This window comes from Chryseobacterium echinoideorum, assembly GCF_007474535.1.
In the GTDB taxonomy this organism is placed as follows: Bacteria; Bacteroidota; Bacteroidia; order Flavobacteriales; family Weeksellaceae; genus Chryseobacterium; species Chryseobacterium echinoideorum.
This window is the reverse complement of sequence record NZ_VKNW01000011.1, coordinates 24,821-43,897: the sequence shown is the minus strand read 5'-3', so window position 1 is coordinate 43,897 and position 19,077 is coordinate 24,821. Positions and strand designations below refer to the sequence as shown.

General features: G+C 36.2%; 15 protein-coding genes and 1 riboswitch. Of the genes, 2 read left to right on the top strand and 13 right to left on the bottom strand.

Translation table 11 applies throughout. From position 1 onward, the window contains the following. Positions 1-28: 28 nt before the first annotated feature. Complete coding sequence (locus tag FOL89_RS14185; RefSeq protein ID WP_144283458.1) at positions 29-1,183, top strand: hypothetical protein; 1,155 nt, start codon at positions 29-31, stop codon at positions 1,181-1,183. 55 nt (positions 1,184-1,238) lie between these two features. On the opposite strand, the gene metF is transcribed toward FOL89_RS14185, so the two are convergent. From metF to FOL89_RS17830, 7 genes are all read right to left on the bottom strand, one after another. After that, positions 1,239-2,198 (bottom strand): methylenetetrahydrofolate reductase [NAD(P)H], encoded by a 960-nt coding sequence (gene metF / locus FOL89_RS14180; RefSeq protein WP_144283457.1) that lies wholly within the window; start codon positions 2,196-2,198, stop codon positions 1,239-1,241. A gap of 149 nt (positions 2,199-2,347) precedes the next feature. Then, positions 2,348-5,014 (bottom strand): methionine synthase, encoded by a 2,667-nt coding sequence (gene metH / locus FOL89_RS14175; RefSeq protein WP_144283456.1) that lies wholly within the window; start codon positions 5,012-5,014, stop codon positions 2,348-2,350. Positions 5,015-5,018: 4 nt separating this feature from the next. After that, positions 5,019-6,110, bottom strand: coding sequence for a fatty acid desaturase family protein (locus FOL89_RS14170; RefSeq protein ID WP_144283455.1), 1,092 nt, complete (start codon positions 6,108-6,110; stop codon positions 5,019-5,021). A gap of 83 nt (positions 6,111-6,193) precedes the next feature. Beyond that, entirely contained in the window at positions 6,194-7,204 is a 1,011-nt protein-coding gene (locus tag FOL89_RS14165; RefSeq protein ID WP_144283454.1) for a homocysteine S-methyltransferase family protein, read from the bottom strand. Between the two features lie 28 nt (positions 7,205-7,232). Then, entirely contained in the window at positions 7,233-8,399 is a 1,167-nt protein-coding gene (locus tag FOL89_RS14160) for an O-succinylhomoserine sulfhydrylase (RefSeq protein ID WP_144283453.1), read from the bottom strand. A 99-nt stretch (positions 8,400-8,498) separates the two neighbouring features. Beyond that, a complete protein-coding gene (locus tag FOL89_RS17835; protein ID WP_144283452.1) occupies positions 8,499-10,043 on the bottom strand; it encodes an ACT domain-containing protein in 1,545 nt (514 codons plus the stop codon). Next, a complete protein-coding gene (locus FOL89_RS17830; RefSeq protein WP_144283451.1) occupies positions 10,036-10,983 on the bottom strand; it encodes an alpha/beta fold hydrolase in 948 nt (315 codons plus the stop codon). The genes FOL89_RS17835 and FOL89_RS17830 overlap by 8 nt, the downstream gene beginning before the upstream one ends. A gap of 64 nt (positions 10,984-11,047) precedes the next feature. Next, positions 11,048-11,155, bottom strand: a riboswitch (SAM riboswitch). A 186-nt stretch (positions 11,156-11,341) separates the two neighbouring features. Between FOL89_RS17830 and FOL89_RS14145 the strand changes: the two genes are divergently transcribed. After that, positions 11,342-13,954 (top strand): MGH1-like glycoside hydrolase domain-containing protein, encoded by a 2,613-nt coding sequence (locus tag FOL89_RS14145; protein ID WP_144283450.1) that lies wholly within the window; start codon positions 11,342-11,344, stop codon positions 13,952-13,954. Positions 13,955-14,029: 75 nt separating this feature from the next. Here FOL89_RS14145 and FOL89_RS14140 read toward each other — a convergent pair whose 3' ends face one another. The 6 genes from FOL89_RS14140 to FOL89_RS14115 form a co-directional block, all read right to left on the bottom strand. Further along, complete coding sequence (locus tag FOL89_RS14140) at positions 14,030-14,455, bottom strand: OsmC family protein (protein ID WP_144283449.1); 426 nt, start codon at positions 14,453-14,455, stop codon at positions 14,030-14,032. 53 nt (positions 14,456-14,508) lie between these two features. Then, a complete protein-coding gene (locus tag FOL89_RS14135) occupies positions 14,509-15,066 on the bottom strand; it encodes a YdcF family protein (protein WP_144283448.1) in 558 nt (185 codons plus the stop codon). A gap of 16 nt (positions 15,067-15,082) precedes the next feature. Then, a complete protein-coding gene (locus FOL89_RS14130) occupies positions 15,083-16,405 on the bottom strand; it encodes a DUF58 domain-containing protein (RefSeq protein WP_144283447.1) in 1,323 nt (440 codons plus the stop codon). Between the two features lie 64 nt (positions 16,406-16,469). Beyond that, positions 16,470-16,793 (bottom strand): four helix bundle protein, encoded by a 324-nt coding sequence (locus FOL89_RS14125; RefSeq protein WP_228444926.1) that lies wholly within the window; start codon positions 16,791-16,793, stop codon positions 16,470-16,472. A 44-nt stretch (positions 16,794-16,837) separates the two neighbouring features. Further along, positions 16,838-17,875 (bottom strand): AAA family ATPase, encoded by a 1,038-nt coding sequence (locus FOL89_RS14120; RefSeq protein ID WP_144283446.1) that lies wholly within the window; start codon positions 17,873-17,875, stop codon positions 16,838-16,840. Between the two features lie 34 nt (positions 17,876-17,909). After that, positions 17,910-19,076, bottom strand: coding sequence for a hypothetical protein (locus FOL89_RS14115; protein ID WP_144283445.1), 1,167 nt, complete (start codon positions 19,074-19,076; stop codon positions 17,910-17,912). Position 19,077 lies beyond the last annotated feature (1 nt).

Sequence of the window (19,077 nt, the reverse complement as noted above, 5' to 3'; positions counted from 1 at the left end):
TTATCTTTTAAAACAATCAAAGTAAAATATGATCACTGTTGAAAAAGTACATACCGAAAGTCAAAAAAAAGAATTTCTGGAGTTTCCAGCAAGACTTTATCAGCGTGATACTAATTATATAAGACCATTGGATCAGGATATTGAATCTATCTTTAATCCTGAAAAAAATAAATTCTATAAAAATGGTGAATGCGAAAGATTTTTGTTTAAAAATAAACAAAACGAAACTGTAGGAAAAGTTGCCGTTTTCATCAATGAAACCTACGAACAACAACAGCCCACCGGCGGAATAGGTTTTTTTGATTGTATCAACGATCAGGAAACTGCAAATTATATTTTTAACCACTGCAAAAACTGGCTTCAGCACAGAGGAATGGAAGCAATGGACGGTCCCATCAATTTCGGGGAACGTGATAAATTCTGGGGACTGGTAATCGAAGGTTTTATTGAACCTTTGTACGGAATGAATTACAATTTTCCATATTACAAAGACCTTTTTGAAAACTATGGATTCAAAATCTACTTTGAGCAACTGTGCTTTTCAAGACCTATTTTTGCTGAAGTTTCGAGACTTTTTACGCTAATGCATGCCAAACACAGTAAGAATCCTGATCTTTTCGCCAAACCCTTGACCAAAAACAATCTGGAAAAATTTGCCAGAGATTTTACGGAAATTTATAATAAAGCGTGGGCTTCGCATGGTGAAGGGAAATGTATGCAGGAATCTAAAGTTCTCAAAATGTTTAAAACCATGAAACCCATCATTAATGAGCATATTTCATGGTTTGTGTACGAAAATGAAAAACCGATTGCGATGTGGATGAATCTTCCGGACACCAACCAATGGTTTAAATATCTGAACGGAAAATTCGGAATCTGGGAAAAGCTGAAGTTTCTCTGGATTAAAAATTTTAAGAAAAACGAAAAGATGGTGGGTTTGGTTTTCGGTGTCGTTCCGGAATGGCAAAAAAAAGGTCTTGAAGGATATATGATTTGGGAAGGAACCCAACATTTGAGAAAACATACAGATTTTAAAGTGACTGAAATGCAGTGGATCGGGGATTTTAATCCTAAAATGATTAAAATTGCGAAAAATCTTGACACCACGGTCACCCGGAAATTAGCTACTTATCGTTATCTTTTTGACAGGAATAAGGAATTTGAGAGGCATCCTATGCTTTAATGAGTTTCGGCTGCGGCTTTGCCGCAGCCGAAATCCGAAATAGCGCTTTTAGTTATTAAAACAGCGCTCCTGCTACTTTCTTTATATTATCACTTTTCCCCATCGAATAAAAATGCAGAACAGGAACTCCGAATTCCAGCAATTCTCTGCATTGTGCGATTGCCCATTCAATTCCGATCTGTTTTACCGCTTCATTATTTTTGGCATTTTCCACTTCGTTTATTAAATCTTCCGGAAGGTCTATTTTAAAAATCTGAGGCAAAATCTTTAAATGCTTTTTCGTAGCAATTGGTTTAATTCCAGGAATGATAGGCACCGTGATTCCTATTTCTCTGGCTTTCTGAACAAATTCAATGAATTTTTTATTGTCGAAGAACATTTGGGTCACGATGTAATCTGCTCCTGCATCCACTTTTTGTTTCAGCCATTTCAGATCATAATTCATAGAGGGAGCTTCCATATGTTTTTCGGGATAACCTGCAACGCCGATGCAGAATTTATTATGCTCATCACAAACCTCATCCTGATTATGGAGATATTTTCCTCTTCCCAGATCATTAATCTGATGAACCAGTTCCATCGCGCTTCCGTGACCTCCCTGAGTCGGTTCAAAATACTGATGTCCTTTCATCGCATCGCCCCGTAATGCCATGACATTATCAATTCCAAGGTACATACAGTCTACCAGAAGATATTCCGTTTCTTCTTTGGTAAAACCTCCGCAAAGCAAATGCGGAACGGTATCTACATTGTATTTATGCTGAATTGCAGCACAGATACCCAAGGTTCCGGGACGCATTCTGGTAATTCTGCGCTCCATCAATCCGTTTCCTTTGTCGATGTAAATATACTCTTCTCTGGAAGTCGTAACGTCGATGAAGGGCGGCTTAAATTCCATTAAAGGATCGATGTTTGTGTATAAATCTTCAATCCCGATTCCCTTTTGTGGAGGAACAACTTCGAGGGAGAATAACGTTTTTCCGTTTGCGTTTTTTATATGGTCTGTGATTTTCATTTTTTTGTTGCTTGTTGAAAGTTTTTTGTTGATGGTTATACTGAAAAATCAAACAACCAATAACTATCATCAATAAAATAATTTTTAAATTCTGTTTTAATTTTGAAGTTTCAGTTTCGGCGGCGGCTTTGCCGCCACCGAAACTGAAACTAAATTCCGTCTGCTAAATTAGGATTCAGCCACTTTCTCGCTTCCTGCAAAGAAATTCCTTTTCTTACAGAATAATCTTTCAACTGGTCTTCTGCGACTTTCCCCAATCCAAAATATTTGGCGTGGGAACTTCCGAAATAGTATCCGGAAACTGAAGCAGTCGGGAACATTGCTAAACTTTCCGTCAGATAAACACCGATATTTTCTTCCACTTTCAGTAAATCCCAGATTGCGTGTTTTTCCAAATGATCCGGACACGCAGGATAACCCGGAGCGGGACGAATTCCTTTATACTTTTCTGCAATCAATTCTTCATTGGTTAAATTTTCCTGATTGGCATAACCCCAATATTCCGTTCTTACCTTTTTATGTAGAAATTCTGCGTAGGCTTCTGCGAAACGGTCGGCAAGTGCCTTTACCATGATGGCGTTGTAGTCATCATTCGCTTTTTCATATTCCTGCGCCAGTTCATCTGTTCCGAAACCTGTTGTTACACAGAAAGCTCCCATATAATCGGTTTTCCCTGAACTTTCAGGTGCGATGAAGTCACTCAACGCCAGATAATCTTTCCCTTTTGAACGTTGAGCCTGTTGTCTTAAGGTAATAAACTTCGTTTTTTGATCGTTGTTTTCATCAAAAATTAAAATATCATCTGTTTCATTAGAATTGGCTTTGAAAATTCCGAAAATCGCTTTTGCCGTTAATAATTTTTCATCCAAAATTCTTTTTAATATTACCTGTGCATCTTTGAATAATTCTTTTGCCTGAGTTCCGACTATTTCATCTTCCAGAATATTAGGATATTTTCCATGAAGATCCCAACTTCTGAAAAACGGTGACCAGTCGATGAAAGGCAATAATTCTCGCAGATCCTGATTTTCAACAACGGTAATTCCTAACTGATTGGGTGTAAAAATTTGTTCATTTTCCCAGTCGATTTTAAATTTATTCTGTCTGGCTTCTTCAATAGAAACGTAGTCTTTTTCTACCTGTCTGTTCAGGAACTTTTCACGAAATTCGGAATATTCGGTTTTCAGGTCATCAACGTATTCTTTATTTCGGTCGCCCAATAATGAACTTACCACGTTTACCGCTCTGGAAGCGTCATTGACGTGAACGACAGCATTTTTATATTTTAAATCTATTTTTACGGCAGTATGTGCTTTTGAAGTTGTTGCACCACCGATCAATAAAGGAAAATTAAGATTTTGACGTTCTAATTCTGATGCGATATAAACCATTTCGTCCAAACTTGGCGTAATCAAACCACTTAAACCAATAACATCAACTTGATGTTCAATGGCAGCCTGAATAATTTTTTCGGCAGGAACCATTACTCCAAGATCGACGATTTCATAATTGTTACAACCCAAAACAACGCTCACAATATTTTTACCGATATCATGAACGTCACCTTTTACTGTTGCCATTAAGATTTTCCCATTCGCAGGTCTTGTCCCGTCTTTTTCAGCTTCAATGAAAGGCTGCAAATAAGCAACCGCTTTTTTCATGACCCGCGCCGATTTTACAACCTGCGGCAAGAACATTTTTCCGCTTCCGAACAGATCTCCCACAACGCCCATTCCGGTCATTAAATTAATTTCAATCACATGAAGTGGTTTTTCTGCCTGTAATCTTGCTTCTTCCACATCTTCTTCAATGAAACGGTCGATTCCTTTTACTAAAGAATGCGTAATTCTTTCCTGTAAAGGTTTTGTACGCCACTCAAGTTCTTCAACCTTTTCTTTTTTGACTGATTTATGCTTTTCGGAATAATCAAGAAGCCTTTCTGTAGCGTCTTCTCTTTTATCAAGAATAACGTCTTCAACGAGTTCCAGAAGTTCTTTATTAATTTCATCATAAACCTCCAACATGGCAGGATTTACAATTCCCATGTTCATTCCAGCCTGAATCGCATGATACAGGAAAACCGAGTGCATCGCTTCTCTTACCGTATCATTTCCACGGAACGAAAATGAAACATTAGAAACTCCTCCGCTCACGGATGCATACGGAAGATTTTGACGAACCCATCTTGTTGCTTCAATAAAATCGATTGCATTTCTTCGGTGTTCATCCATTCCCGTTGCCACAGGGAAAATATTCAAATCGAAAATAATATCTTCCGCAGGAAAATTTAAACGATTCACTAAAATATCATAAGAACGTTTTGATATTCCAATTCTACGTTCGTAAGTATCGGCTTGTCCCACCTCATCAAAAGCCATGACAATGACGGCTGCTCCGTATCTTTTGATGGCTTTTGCCTGTTTGATGAATTCTTCTTCACCTCCTTTTAAGCTGATGGAATTGACCACACATTTTCCCTGTGCAACCTGCAATCCGGCTTCCAGAATTTCCCATTTCGAAGAGTCGATCATGAGAGGAATTCTTGCGATGTCTGGTTCTGAAGCAATCAGGTTTAAAAATTTAATCATGGAAGCCTTTCCGTCGATCAGTCCATCGTCAAAATTAACGTCGAGAATCTGCGCACCGCCTTCAACCTGATGACGTGCAATATCGAGCGCTTCCCCGAACTTTTCTTCTTTTATTAATCTTAAAAATTTCTTTGAACCGGCAACATTGGTTCTTTCCCCAACGTTGATAAAGTTACTTTCCGGTGTAATAATCAAAGGCTCAAGCCCCGATAATCTTAAATATTTCATCAATTTATTCTTCTAAAATAAAATATGCGTTATTCGCATTTTGCTTCAGCAAATCCACATGTTTGCCCAAAGCGGTGGTCATTGGAAATCTTTTGTATGCTAAGCCATGTTCTTTGGCAAACTGCTCGATTTCTTCTGTAATTTCATTATAATAAGCATAACTGTAATTCGGAAAAAGATGGTGGGCAACGTGAAAGTTGAAATTTCCCAAAACATTCCGTACAAACCAGTTATTTTCTTTTAAATCGTTGGTGACTTCAAACTGATGGTGAAGCCAGCTAAAAGGAAGTCCGTTTTTCTCATCCAGTTTCGGGAAGGCATTATCGGGAAGCGGATGTAAAGGCAACAGGACAAAAAGTGCAAAAATACTCGCCGCAATTACCTGTAAAAACCATGCTCCCAAAGCCAAACCTAAAGACACTTTAAAAAACAGAACGGGAACGGCGATCTGATAGAAAAAATAAAACAGTTTGTAAGCAATCATTTTAATTTTTTCTTTTGTCGGAATCGCTCCCTGCGTTTTCAGGATCACTCTTTCGTTATCAAAAAAATCCCTAAAATCGCGGATAAACATCCAGTTGAACAGATATAAAGGATAGACTAGAAAGAAAAAACGATGCTGGTATTTCTGAATTCCTTTTGCTTTGATCCAAGGAACGACTAACAGCAATCCGCTCTGCTCAATATCCGTATCCCACCCGTCTACATTGGGATAAGCGTGATGGCTTGCAATATGTCTCTTTTTCCAGATATAGGAATTGGCACCCACAAAATCGAAGATCTGTAAAACCATACTGTTCAGTTTTTTGCTTTTGAAAATATTGTTATGTGCCGCTTCGTGTATGAGATTGAGATAAATTAAAACAAGAGACAATCCCATCAAAACAAAACTTAAAATATAGACTCCGGAATTTTCTGCATTAAATAATGCAAAAACATACAGTCCGATATACAGCAAAGGCAATATAATGGCTTTGATCTGAATATAAACATCCCTGTTTTCAGGAATTGCTTCCACTCTTTGGTTCACTTTTTTTCTAAGTTCATTAAACAATTTGGCATCCTCTGAATTTTTAAAGTAAATAGGTTTTTCCATTATATTTAATTTTGTGTGATAATTAAAGATAATATTAAAAACCGTTCCTTTTCTTATCAATTCAATGAAAAAATTCTATTATTTCAAACAAATTCTTTCAATTTTCGGGGCGGATATTGTGATACCGTATCTGCAATTGCCTTGATGTGTTCCGGCGTTGTTCCGCAGCAACCTCCGACGATGTTAATTAATCCTTTTTCCACGTATTCTTTGATCTGTCCTGCCATATCTTCCGGTGTTTCATCGTATTTTCCGAAAGCATTCGGTAAACCGGCGTTCGGATAAGCTGAAACAGCAAATTCTGAATTGTGGGCTAAAGTCTCCAAATACGGCGTTAACTGATTGGCTCCTAAAGCACAGTTAAAACCAACGCTTAACAGATTTAAATGAGAAACGGAGATCAAAAATGCTTCTGCGGTCTGTCCGCTCAATGTTCTTCCTGAAGCATCCGTAATCGTTCCTGAAACCATGATCGGGATTTTAATTCCTCTTTCCTCCTGAATTTCGTCAATGGCGAAAAGGGCAGCTTTTGCATTCAATGTGTCGAAAATGGTTTCTACCAAGAGAATATCTGATCCTCCGTCTAATAAAGCTTCGCATTGTTGTTTATAAGCGATTCTCAATTCATCAAAAGTAATGGCTCTGTATCCGGGATCGTTTACATCAGGACTTAAACTTGCTGTTCTGTTGGTTGGACCGATAGAACCTGCTACAAATCTTGGCTTTTGGGGATTTTTAGCGGTGTACTCGTCGCAGACTTTTCTTGCAATTTTTGCAGATTCGTAATTCAGTTCGTAAACGATATCTTCCATGTGATAATCTGCCATGGCAATGGTTGTTCCTGAAAATGTATTGGTCTCGATGATGTCTGCTCCCGCTTCAAGGTATTTTTTGTGAACTTCTTCTATTGCGTGGGGCTGCGTTAAAGATAACAGATCATTGTTTCCTTTTACAGGATGTTCCCAGTTTTTGAAACGTTCGCCACGGTAATCTTCTTCTTCGAATTTATACCGCTGAAGCATGGTTCCCATAGCTCCGTCGAGAATTAAAATTCTTTCGGATAATGCTTTGTATAGTTGTTCTGAATTTTTCATTTTTATCTAATATTCAAACCTTCAAGGTTTAGCTTAACGCTTGTTTTAAATCATTAACAATATCATCCACGTTTTCCAACCCGACCGAGCAACGAACCAAACCTGCGGTAATTCCGACTTCATTTCTTTCCTCATCTGATAATTTGGAGTGTGTTGTAGAAGCAGGATGCGTTACAATAGTTCTCGTATCGCCTAAGTTTGCGGAAAGGGAACACATTTTTATTTTATCTAAAAAGTTTCTTCCGCCTTCAATTCCGCCTTTGATTTCGAAAGCAACGATATTTCCGCCTAATTTCATCTGCTTTTTAGCAATTTCATAGCTTGGATGAGATTTTAAGAAAGGATATTTTACCAATTCTACATTGGGATGGTTTTCTAAAAATTCGGCAACTTTTAAGGCGTTCTCACAATGTTTTTCTACACGAATTGCCAGTGTTTCGAGACTTTTAGACAAAACCCAGGCGTTGAAAGGCGACATGGCAGGACCTGTATTTCTTGCGAAAAGATAGATTTCACGGATCAGATCTTCTCTTCCTACAGCTACTCCACCTAAAACGCGACCTTGCCCGTCAATTAATTTGGTTGCAGAATGCACCACAATGTCTGCTCCGTATTTTATGGGCTGTTGCAGATAAGGTGTCGCAAAGCAGTTATCCACAATAAAAATCAAATTGTGCTTCTTAGCAATCTGCCCGAAAAACTCTAAATCCAAAACTTCAATCGCAGGATTGGTAGGTGTTTCCAGATACAGAATTTTCGTATTGGGCTGAATATATTGTTCAACATTTTCGGCATCCTCTGCTTTGAAATACGATGTTTCGATATTCCATTTCGGAAAATATTTTGTGAATAAGGTATGGGTAGAACCGAAAACCGATTGACAACTTACAATATGATCACCGGAATTTAGCAAAGTCGCAAATGTGGAGTAAATCGCTGCCATTCCTGTTGCAAAAGCGTAACCTGCTTCTGCCCCTTCCATCTTCACAATTTTATCCGTAAATTCTGTTACATTCGGGTTTGAAAATCGACTGTATAAATTCTTTGGCTTTTCTTCTGCAAAACTCGCTCTCATATCTTCCGCATCCTGAAAAATAAAGCTGGAGGTTAAATATAAAGGCGTAGAATGCTCATCAAACTGGGTTCTTTCAGTCTGGGTTCTTATGGCAAAGGTTTCAAAATTTTCGTTTTCCATAAAATTTTTAATTTACCAATCTATCAGTTTATCAATGTAACAATTAGTGAAGTGCTCATGACATAATTGTTAAACTGTTAGATTGTTATATTTATTCAGTTATTTCGTTTCACTTACTCTTAAAATGTCTCCAAAAACGCCTCTTGCCGTAACTTTTGCGCCGGCTCCGGCTCCCATGATGACGATCGGGTTTTCACCATAACTTTCGGTGTAGATTTCGAAGATTGAATCTGAGCCTTTCAGTTGTCCTAACGCGGAAGTTGCCGGAACGGAAATTAATTTCACATCCAGTTCTCCTTTTTCTTTCTGCAAATCTCCGTGAAGATCTCCCACATATCTTAGAACGTGTCCTTCTTCCTGATTTTCTTTGATTTTCTGATATTCATCATCTAATTCATTTAATCTTGATAAAAATTCAGCTTTTGAAACATCAAGTAAGCTTTCAGGAACAAGATTCTGAATTTTAATATCTTCAAATTCGTTGATTAAGTCTAATTCTCTAGCCAAAATCAATAATTTTCTTGCCACATCATTTCCTGAGAGATCTTCTCTAGGATCGGGTTCTGCATATCCTTTTTCCAACGCTTCATTGATGATGGTGGAAAACTTATCGTCTCTCAAAGAAAAATTATTGAAAACATAACTTAATGTTCCTGAGAAAACGCCTTTAATTCTGGTAATATTTTCTCCCGAAAGGTGTAGAAGTTTAATGGTGTCAATCAATGGCAAACCTGCTCCCACATTGGTTTCGTAGAGATAGCGTCTGTTGTTTTTGTTCAACGTATATCTTAGTTGACGGTATTCTGAAATGGGAAGGGTATTGAAAATCTTGTTGGAAGAAACCAGATCGAAGCCGTTTTCCGCCAATGTGTGGTAATTTTTTACGAAGTCTTTACTTGCGGTGTTATCTACGACGATTAAATTTTCCAACTGATTTTCTTTGGAGAAATTAATCAGTTCCTGAACATCGGAAGGTTTTTCTGCCGTTAAAACCTCATCATTCCAATTGCTGTCGAATCCTTTTTTGTTAAAGGCAATTTTTCTGGAATTGGCGACTGCAACTACTTTCAGGTCTATTTTTTTTCGTCTTTTAATTTCTTCTGAAGATTCTAAAACCTGCTCTATTAAAGTTTTTCCGACGTTTCCGTGACCGATAATTGCCAGATGAACGGTTTTCGGTTTTTTGGAAATTTCAGATTCGATGATATTTTTTGCTTTTTCGTCTTGTGAAGAAGTCACAACGATATTCACACGTTTTTCGGCTGCAATTTGGTTTAAAAGTAACGGGAAAACATTATTTCTTGCGAGTTCCGCCAGTACTTTGTTAAAGTCTTCTGCAACAAATCCTAACACCGACACATTATTGATGCTGTAAATCTGAGAAACTTTCCCTGATTTTCTTTCTGCTTCAAATTCATCAATCAGACAATTGACTGCTTTTTCGGAATCATTCTCATGAACTAAAATAGAGATTCCGTTTTCAATTGCCTGCTGCGAAATTACCCCCACACTGATTCGCGCCAAAGTAAGCGCTTTAAAAATTCGTCCGTCAATTCCGATTTCACCTAAGAAATCTTCTCCTTCAAATTTGATGATGGATCTGTTTTTTAAAAATTTTATTTCGTTAGCATTAATCTTACTCATTTTTCAAAATATTTTTAATGATCGTATTTAATTGTTTATATTCCATTAAGAAGGCATCGTGCCCATGAATTGAGGTGATCTCGTGATAGAAAACATCTTTCTTTTTCTCTTTCAGCTTTTCAAAACACATTCGGATTTCTGAAGCGGGAAAAAATAAATCTGTATCTACAGAGATCATGTGCATTCGTGCCTGAATTTTTTCCAAATGTTCTTCATTGGCATTGATGTTCATCAGCAAATGATTCATCAGTTTGTAAGATTTTAAACTAAATCTTTCGTTTAAAACTTTTCCGTGATAGATAAGCCAATCTTCTGATTCTAATTTCCGCTTTTCCTCACTGTATCTGTTTTTAAATCTATCATTTAGCGATTCCGGCGTTCGGTAGCACAACATCGCATGAATTCTGGCTTTCTGTAGAGGTTCATCGTTTTGGTTTAATAAAAATTCCTGAACCAGACATTGTGCATGAAGCCAGTCTTGGGTTTTAAAATCGCAGGCAATAGGAATGAAAATTTCGGTAAGAGCCGGATGTTTAACCAGCATTTCCCAACCAATTCCTCCTCCCAAAGAACCTCCAATAATGGCGTGTAAACTTTTGATATTTAAAACTTCAAGACCTTTTAAAAAGATATTCGCAATATCTGAAGGCGTGAAATCTTCATATTCATCAATAAAATAATCATCAAATCCATTTCCCGGAATATTGAAGCATAGAACTGTATATTTATTAGTATTGATTGCCTGATTTTCGCCAATCAGCTGTTTCCACCATCCTTTTTCTCCTGAAACATTGGAATTTCCGGTTAAAGCATGATTCACTAAAATGATCGGGGCAGAAAACAGGTCTTTTCCGAAAAGCTGATAGCTCAACGGGATATTGTATTCTTTTTGGGAATCAGTACGATACGAAAAATTAATATGTTTAAGTTCTGTTTTCAATTCTATTATACTTTATGATAATACAATTGAAAATGCCACAGGAAATGGCTGAAAGAACTTCAGTAAGTTATCTGTCCAAAATAATTCTGGTAGAACGTAGCACCTTCATTGCTTGCGCAAAGGGTTGCTAAGGTTTCACAGGGTCTAATCCCTCAACCTTTCTTGATAACATTTTCAATATTTGAATGATCGAATGGTGCAAAGATAGGACTATTCTTTTAAATATTTACAAAAATTTAATTTAATCTCTCAAACCCTCATAAATACAGGCATCCAAAGAGCATATTATATTTAATTAAATTTTATTGAGTTGGAATTTTTTACCAAAAAAACTAACTTCGTGAGTAAATGTGAGAAAATGATTGCTGAAAAACATAGATTACAAAACATAGACTGGAAAAACTGGGGTCCTTACGTAAGCAACAGGCAGTGGGGAAATGTACGTGAAGACTACAGTCCCAACGGAAATGCATGGCATTTTGCCAACCATGATATTGCAGAAAGCCATACCTACCGATGGGGAGAAGAAGGAATTGCAGGAATTTCAGATACCAAACAGCTCTTTTGTTTTGCCCTTTCTTTTTGGAATAAAAAAGATCCAAGAATAAAAGAACGTCTTTTCGGATTGAGCAATCCGCAGGGAAATCACGGAGAGGATATTAAAGAAATTTTTTATTATCTGGATAATACGCCTACTCATAGTTATATGAAAATGGTTTATAAATATCCTATCAATGAGTTTCCTTACGAAGACATCCTCAATGAAAATGCAAGTCGCTCTAAAAAAGAACCTGAATATGAGCTGTTTGATACCGGAATTTTTGATAATGATGAATACTTTGATATTTTCATTGAATATTGTAAATCCGATGCAAATGATATTCTCATCCGTGTAACAGTTTGTAACCGAAGCGATATTGAGGCTCCTATTGTCGTTTTACCTACAACATGGTACAGAAACAACTGGAAATGGGGATATAATGAGTATAAAGGTCAGGTAGAAGCTGGAAAAGAAGGTTGTATCAACATTTTGCATAACAGTATTTCTATTAATAAGTTTTATTCTAAAAATAAAAACGCAGAAAGAGTTTTCTGTGAAAATGAAACGAACAACCCTAAATTAAATGGTACTCCTACTGTAGAAAATGCCTATTATAAAGATGGAATTAATGACTACATTATTCATCAGAAAAAAACTATTAATCCCGAACAAAAAGGTACAAAAGCGGCATTCGTCATTGATGAAATGATTGGAGCAAAAGAATCCAAAGTTTTTGAGTTCCGATTATCGCCTTACGATATGGACGATGCCTTTTACCAGTTTGATGAAATTTTTGATGCCAGAATTAAAGAAGCAGATGAGTTTTATGATGAAATACAGCATGATATTTATAATGAGGACGAAAAAAATGTGCAAAGACAAGCATTTGCAGGATTATTATGGAATAAACAATTTTATCATTATAATGTCGGAAAATGGCTAAAAGGCGACCCTAATCATGAAGCTCCCAGAGATTTTAACAATTATGTAAGAAATATAGAATGGGAACATCTGCACAATAAAGATATTATTTCGATGCCTGATAAATGGGAATATCCTTGGTATGCGACATGGGATCTGGCATTTCACTGTGTTCCGTTTGCGATTATAGATGCAGAATTTGCGAAAAACCAGCTGCTTTTATTGACCAAAGAATGGTATATGCACCCGAACGGGCAGATGCCTGCTTACGAATGGAATTTAAGTGATGTAAATCCGCCTGTACATGCATGGTCATGCTTTCGGGTGTTTAAAATTGATGAGAAAATGAATGGCAAGCCCGATTTGCTCTTCTTAGAAAAAGTTTTTCAGAAATTATTACTGAATTTTACATGGTGGGTGAACAGAAAAGATAAAAAAGGTAAAAATATTTTTGGTGGCGGGTTTTTAGGTCTTGATAATATCGGTGCATTCGACCGAAATATGGAACTGAAAGATGGCGAGCACCTTGAGCAGGCAGACGGAACGAGCTGGATGGCAATGTATGCCCTGAATATGATGAGGATAGCCATGGAACTTGCACAATATTATCAGGTATATGAGGATATGGCGATCAAATTTTTTGAACATTATCTTTACATTGCCGAGGCTATGGAAAATATGGGAGAAGGCAAGGAAGGGCTATGGAACGAGGAAGACGGATTTTTTTATGATGTGCTCCAACTCGGAAACGGAGAAAGTGTTTCTTTGAGGCTGAGAAGTATTGTAGGTTTAATTCCCATGTTTGCTGTTGAAATTATAGACCATCATCTTTTAGACAAAATGCCGAATTTTCGTGAAAGAATGGATTGGGTGCTCAAAAACAAGCCAGAACTTACCAAGCTTGTTTCGCACTGGGAAGAAGAAGGCAGTGGACGAAAACACCTGATGAGTATTCTCCGAAAAACAAGATTGACCAAGGTGCTTAACCGCATGCTTGATGAGAAAGAATTTCTGAGTTCATATGGAATTCGTGCCATGTCTAAGGTTTACGAAAAAGACCCTTTTGTTTTTACGGTTCACGGGAATAAAAATATTGTTTATTACACTCCTGCAGAAAGTGACAGCAGAATGTTTGGCGGAAACAGCAACTGGAGAGGTCCTATCTGGTTTCCGATAAATTTTCTTATTGTTGAAAGCCTTCAGCGATTTCATTTTTATTATGGAGACAGCTTAAAAGTTGAATTCCCAACAGGAAGCGGAGAAAAAAAGAATCTGGATGAAGTTGCCCACAATATCAGCAACAGACTCTGCTCAATATTTTTAAAAGATGAAAGCGGACAACGTGCTTTTAACGGAGGAAATTACAAATTCAATTATGATCCGAATTTTAAAGATTATATCACATTCTATGAATATTTTCACGGAGATAACGGACGTGGTGTCGGCGCTTCACATCAAACAGGATGGACCGCCACTGTTGCCAAACTTCTGAAACCGAGATTGGCATAATCAACAGGACTTCAGAGTTGTAGTGTTTGAGAAATATTAAACACTACAACTCTGAAACTCTGTTTCTCTCTCACCCTACTCCTCAACTTTTTCTCCATTCACAAATACTTCGTAGCCAATTTCTACGTTGGGCTCTAAAGTATTAGATACCGAACAGTATTTTTCGAAAGATAATTCTGAAGCTTTCAAAGCTTTTTTAGGGTCTACATTTCCTTCGATAAAAAATTTCACCATTATTGACTTAAATGGTTTTGCTTCCTCCACAGGAATTCTTTCACCTTCAACTTCTGCTTTAAAACCGGTAATTTCCTGTCTTTGTTTTTTCAAAATGGAAACCACATCAATCCCGCTGCATCCTGCAACAGCCATTAAAACACTTTCCATTGGAGAAACGCCTTTCGCTCCGGGTTGTGTTGTATTATCCAAAAGAATTGAATTTCCCTGAGCATTGGTACATTCAAATAAATAATCGTCGTTGATACGGTTTAAGGTAATTTTCATTTTGCTTATTGCTTTCCACAAAATTACAAAATGAATTCAGCAATTTGAATAAATTAGAAAATCTCTTTATAAAACGCCACAAATTCACGAAACAAAGAATAAACATCCCTTATTTCAAAATAAACAGGGCTGGAACTTTCAATATTATTAAATCCTTTTTTTCTGAATAAAGCTTTGGTTCTGCTTTGATGGAAATACTGTGAAACTGCGATCGCACTTTTCAGTTTCAGACTATCCATTATCATGATGGAGTTTTTCACAGTCAATTCGGTATCATTACCAAAACTATCAACAACAATTTTATTCACCGGAATTTTATTTTGAATCAAATACTCTTTCATCTTATTGCCTTCCCAAAAACCTTCTTTTCCCAAACCTCCACTTACGATAATTGTTTTAACTCTGCTTTGTCTGAATAAATCTATGCTTTTATCAAGGCGGGCTTTCAGTCTATCGGAGGGAGTTCCGTCTTCGTTAATTTTGTTACCTAAAACTATTGCTGCATCTGCTTTTCCGTTTTTATCATATAACCCATCAAAAATAATATAGGACGAATGAATTAAAAACCAAGCAACAAAAATTCGAAAAAAAGGTTTCAAATATTTTTTCATGAGTTGCCAATAAACATTATAAAATCCCTCTCGCTTTGATCTCAAGATATTTGTTAATTACCTCAACATTCAGATTTTCCGGAAGTGTGTAAACTGAATAAATTCCATATTTTCGCAATTCCTGAATGATCAGTTTCTTTTCAAATTCAAATTTCTCGGCAATGATTTCGTCATAAATTTCCTGCATCGTTTCAGGATTGGAATGAATGATCTTCTGAACTTCTGTATTTTTAAAGAATACTACCACCAGTAAATGATTTTTTGCAATTCCACGAAGGTATTTCATTTGCCGGTTCAAACCGTCTAAAGTTTCAAAGTTGGTAAAAAGAAGAACCAGACTGCGCTGATTAAGCGAATATTTAACATCCTGATACAATCTGTTGAAATCACTTTCAAAAAAATCAGTTTTGATGTTGTATAAAGCTTCAGAAATTTTTCTCAGTTGTCCGGATTTATTATCTGCTGCTACTTTATTCTCAGCTTTTTTGGAAAAAGTCATCATTCCTGCCCGGTCGCCTTTTTTCAGAATGATATGAGACAAAGCCATCGTTGCATTAATGGAATAATCGAGAAGGCTTAAACCATTAAAAGGCATTTTCATTGTTCTTCCTTTATCAATCAGCATAAAAATACGTTGCGCTTTTTCATCCTGAAATTGATTGACCATCAAACGGTTCGTTTTTGAAGTCGCTTTCCAGTTGATGGTTCGTACATCATCACCAGGAACATATTCTTTGATCTGCTCAAATTCCATGGTATGTCCGAGTTTTCGGATTTTTTTGATTCCGCCTAAAAGGAACTCGTTCTGCAAAGCCATCAATTCGTATTTTCTGAGATGAATAAATGACGGATAACTTGCCAATGAAGCATCTTTCTGAAAAATAAAACGTCTGGAAATGAAACCCACCGGTGAAGAAGCATATACATTTAATGCTCCAAAATTGTACTCCCCTCTCTCTTTTGGTTCTAATGAATACTGAAAAAAAATATTTCTACCGGGTTGAATTTCTTTTGCAATCAAAAAATCTCTTTTCTGAAACTGAAAAGGGATTTCATCAATGACTTTGACATTAATCTTAAATAGATAATTGTTTTTAATATCAATCTTCACGAAGTTTTCATCACCGTTCGACAGTTTTTCAGGTAAAATTCTCTGAGCCAGAACGGCATCTTTTTGCCTGAAAACTAACAAATAATCAACAAATATTACAAAAAACACCAGCAGTAAGACCGAATGACCCAATATCATAAAAAACGGAAAGAAGAATGCCAAAATATAGAGCATTCCTACCCCGATAAGTGCAAAGAAAAAGCGTGTATTGATGTATAGATATTTCAAGGTTGTAGACTTTAGATTTTAGGAGTCAGGTTTGTTTATTGCTTTAAGGAATTAATAAGACCATTTAAGATTTTGAAATTTCAATAATATCTTGATTCAATTTCAAATAGTTTTTCTCATTTAAAAAGCCGAGATTTTTTGATATAATTAATTGCGTTTCAACTTCTGCACAACTTCCTCTAGAGATTCTTAAAAACTTTAAATAATCAGGTACACTTCTTCTGGAATTTCCCTCAGAAATATTGGAAGGAATCGAAACTACAGCTCTTCTAATTTGAGATATTAAACCATATACTTCAGTTTTAGGAAAAGATTCAGTTTCTTTATAAACTTCTGTAACAAAATTTATAGACTTCTGCCAAACTAAAAGTTCTTTAAAATGTGCCATGTTGAAAAACTTACAACTATAATCGTTTACCTAATACTTTCAACCTATCTAGGAATTTCTATACCTTCCAGAATCTGTCTGATAATCTCGTCTGCAGTTAATCCCTCCATTTCTCTTTCCGGAGAAACGATGACTCTGTGTCGTAAAACAGCATAACTTGCTTCCTTAATGTCTTCGGGAGTTACAAAGTCTCTTCCTCTTAATGCGGCAAATGCTTTTGAAGCCGTTAATAATGCCAAACTCGCTCTAGGTGAAGCTCCTAAATATAAAAATTGGTTTTCTCTTGTATTGATGATGATCTTTGCAATATATTCTATAAGTTGAGATTCAACAATAATTTCCTTCACCAACTTCTGATAAGTATTGAGCTGTTGTGCAGTAATAACTTTGTTTACAGCTTCCGTTTTATCTTCCAGTCTGTTATCGTGCTGGTTTTTGATGATTGAGATTTCCTGTTCCAGATTAGGATACCCTACATTGATCTTAAATAAAAATCGGTCAAGCTGAGCTTCAGGAAGTCTGTACGTTCCTTCATGCTCAATTGGGTTTTGGGTTGCTATCACAAGAAACGGTTCTTCCATTTCATAGCGTTTTCCGTCTATGGTAATCTGCTTTTCTTCCATTACTTCAAACAAAGCCGCCTGCGTTTTTGCCGGAGAACGGTTGATTTCATCAATCAAAATAAAGCTTGAAAAGATGGGTCCTTTTTTAAACTCAAATTCAGAATTCTTCATGCTGAAAACTGATGTTCCCAAAATATCAGAAGGCATAAGATCTGGCGTAAACTGTATCCTGCTGAAATCTACATCAATAGTTTTTGCCAGTAGCTTTGCCGTAATTGTTTTCGCAACTCCCGGAACTCCTTCTATCAGAACATGACCGTTAGAAAGCAATGCCGCCAAAAGATGTTCGACCATTTTTTCCTGTCCGACAATTACTTTTGCGATTTCTGTTTTTACTTTATCTAAATTTTCACGAAGCTCAATCATATCAATTCTTGACTGAAATTGCTCTTGCTCTTCTTGTTGTATATCTAAATTTCCAGAAGGTTGATATTCTGAATTTTCGTTGTTATCTTCCATATTGTTTTGTTTTTTAATTGTTTGAATAAAACCTTTATTTTAAAATCGCATCCAAAAGACTATTCATTTTTGCCAAATCCTCTTTCATCACACTTGCATAAGGATTCTCTGCTTTTTTCATTAAAGCAACCGCTTCCTCAATCATCTCCACTGGTTTCCCTGTTTTCAGCTGAAGTTTTTTCGCAAAATCAGCATCCAGATTCTGAGTATCTATCAAAAGATCAATCCTTACCTTATTTAGAAAATACTGTACTTTTTTTGCCATCATATCATGAAAATCACCTTCCTGAAGATAGAGATTTCCTATACTTTTTACAAAATCAGCCGAAGTGTTTTTAAGAGGTTCAATAACAGGAACGATGCGCTGTTTTCGTTTCGCATTGAAAAATATAAATAAAACCATACCTCCTAAGAATACCCACCAAGCATATTTAAGAGACGGGTTTGATAAAATGAATCGTAATGACCAAGTTGATTCTTTGGTATTGGCTTCCGTAAACCATAAAGTTTCATTTTCATCCAGATAAGAAAAAATATTTTCTGCGTATTTTAAATTTTGTGGCTTTAAAAGATAATAATTGGTAATAAAAAGCGGCTCACTGTGAACAAAAATATGACCTTTTCCAAAAGGAGCTTTAATAAAATTAGCCTGATCATCATTTTCGTCCTCAACTGTTTTTCCTAAAACCTGCACTTTAGGCTTAATATAAGAAAAGCCTTTTCCTGAAGGAAACTTATCCAGTTTTATAGAATCATCTATGTATTTTCTATCTGTGAGTTTCAATACGTTTTTCTCTTCAAAAGAAATTTGCGACATATAAAAACCGATAGAATCTGAAATTTTTTTTGGAATTCTGCCAGCAATAACCATCACGTTAGATCCTTTCTCTGCCTGTTCCAAAATTTTATACCAAGATTCTGCATCAATTTCACTTTCTATAATTAAGATATTGTGTTTTTTATCTTTTGCAGGATTGTTTTGCGAGTAATAATTATAGGGGGAAAGATCTACTTTTGTGAGTTTATTTTTAAACAAATCTTTGGACTCCTGATTGAAAACAAACAGTCCGAAAGGTGATTTTTTATTGACATCAAAATTTTTCCGCCAGTCTACCACTTCCTTCTTGTTCAATTCAAACAACGCCAGAATCACCATGATAATGATGAAAATTACAGCATATATTTTGAAAGTTCTGTTCATC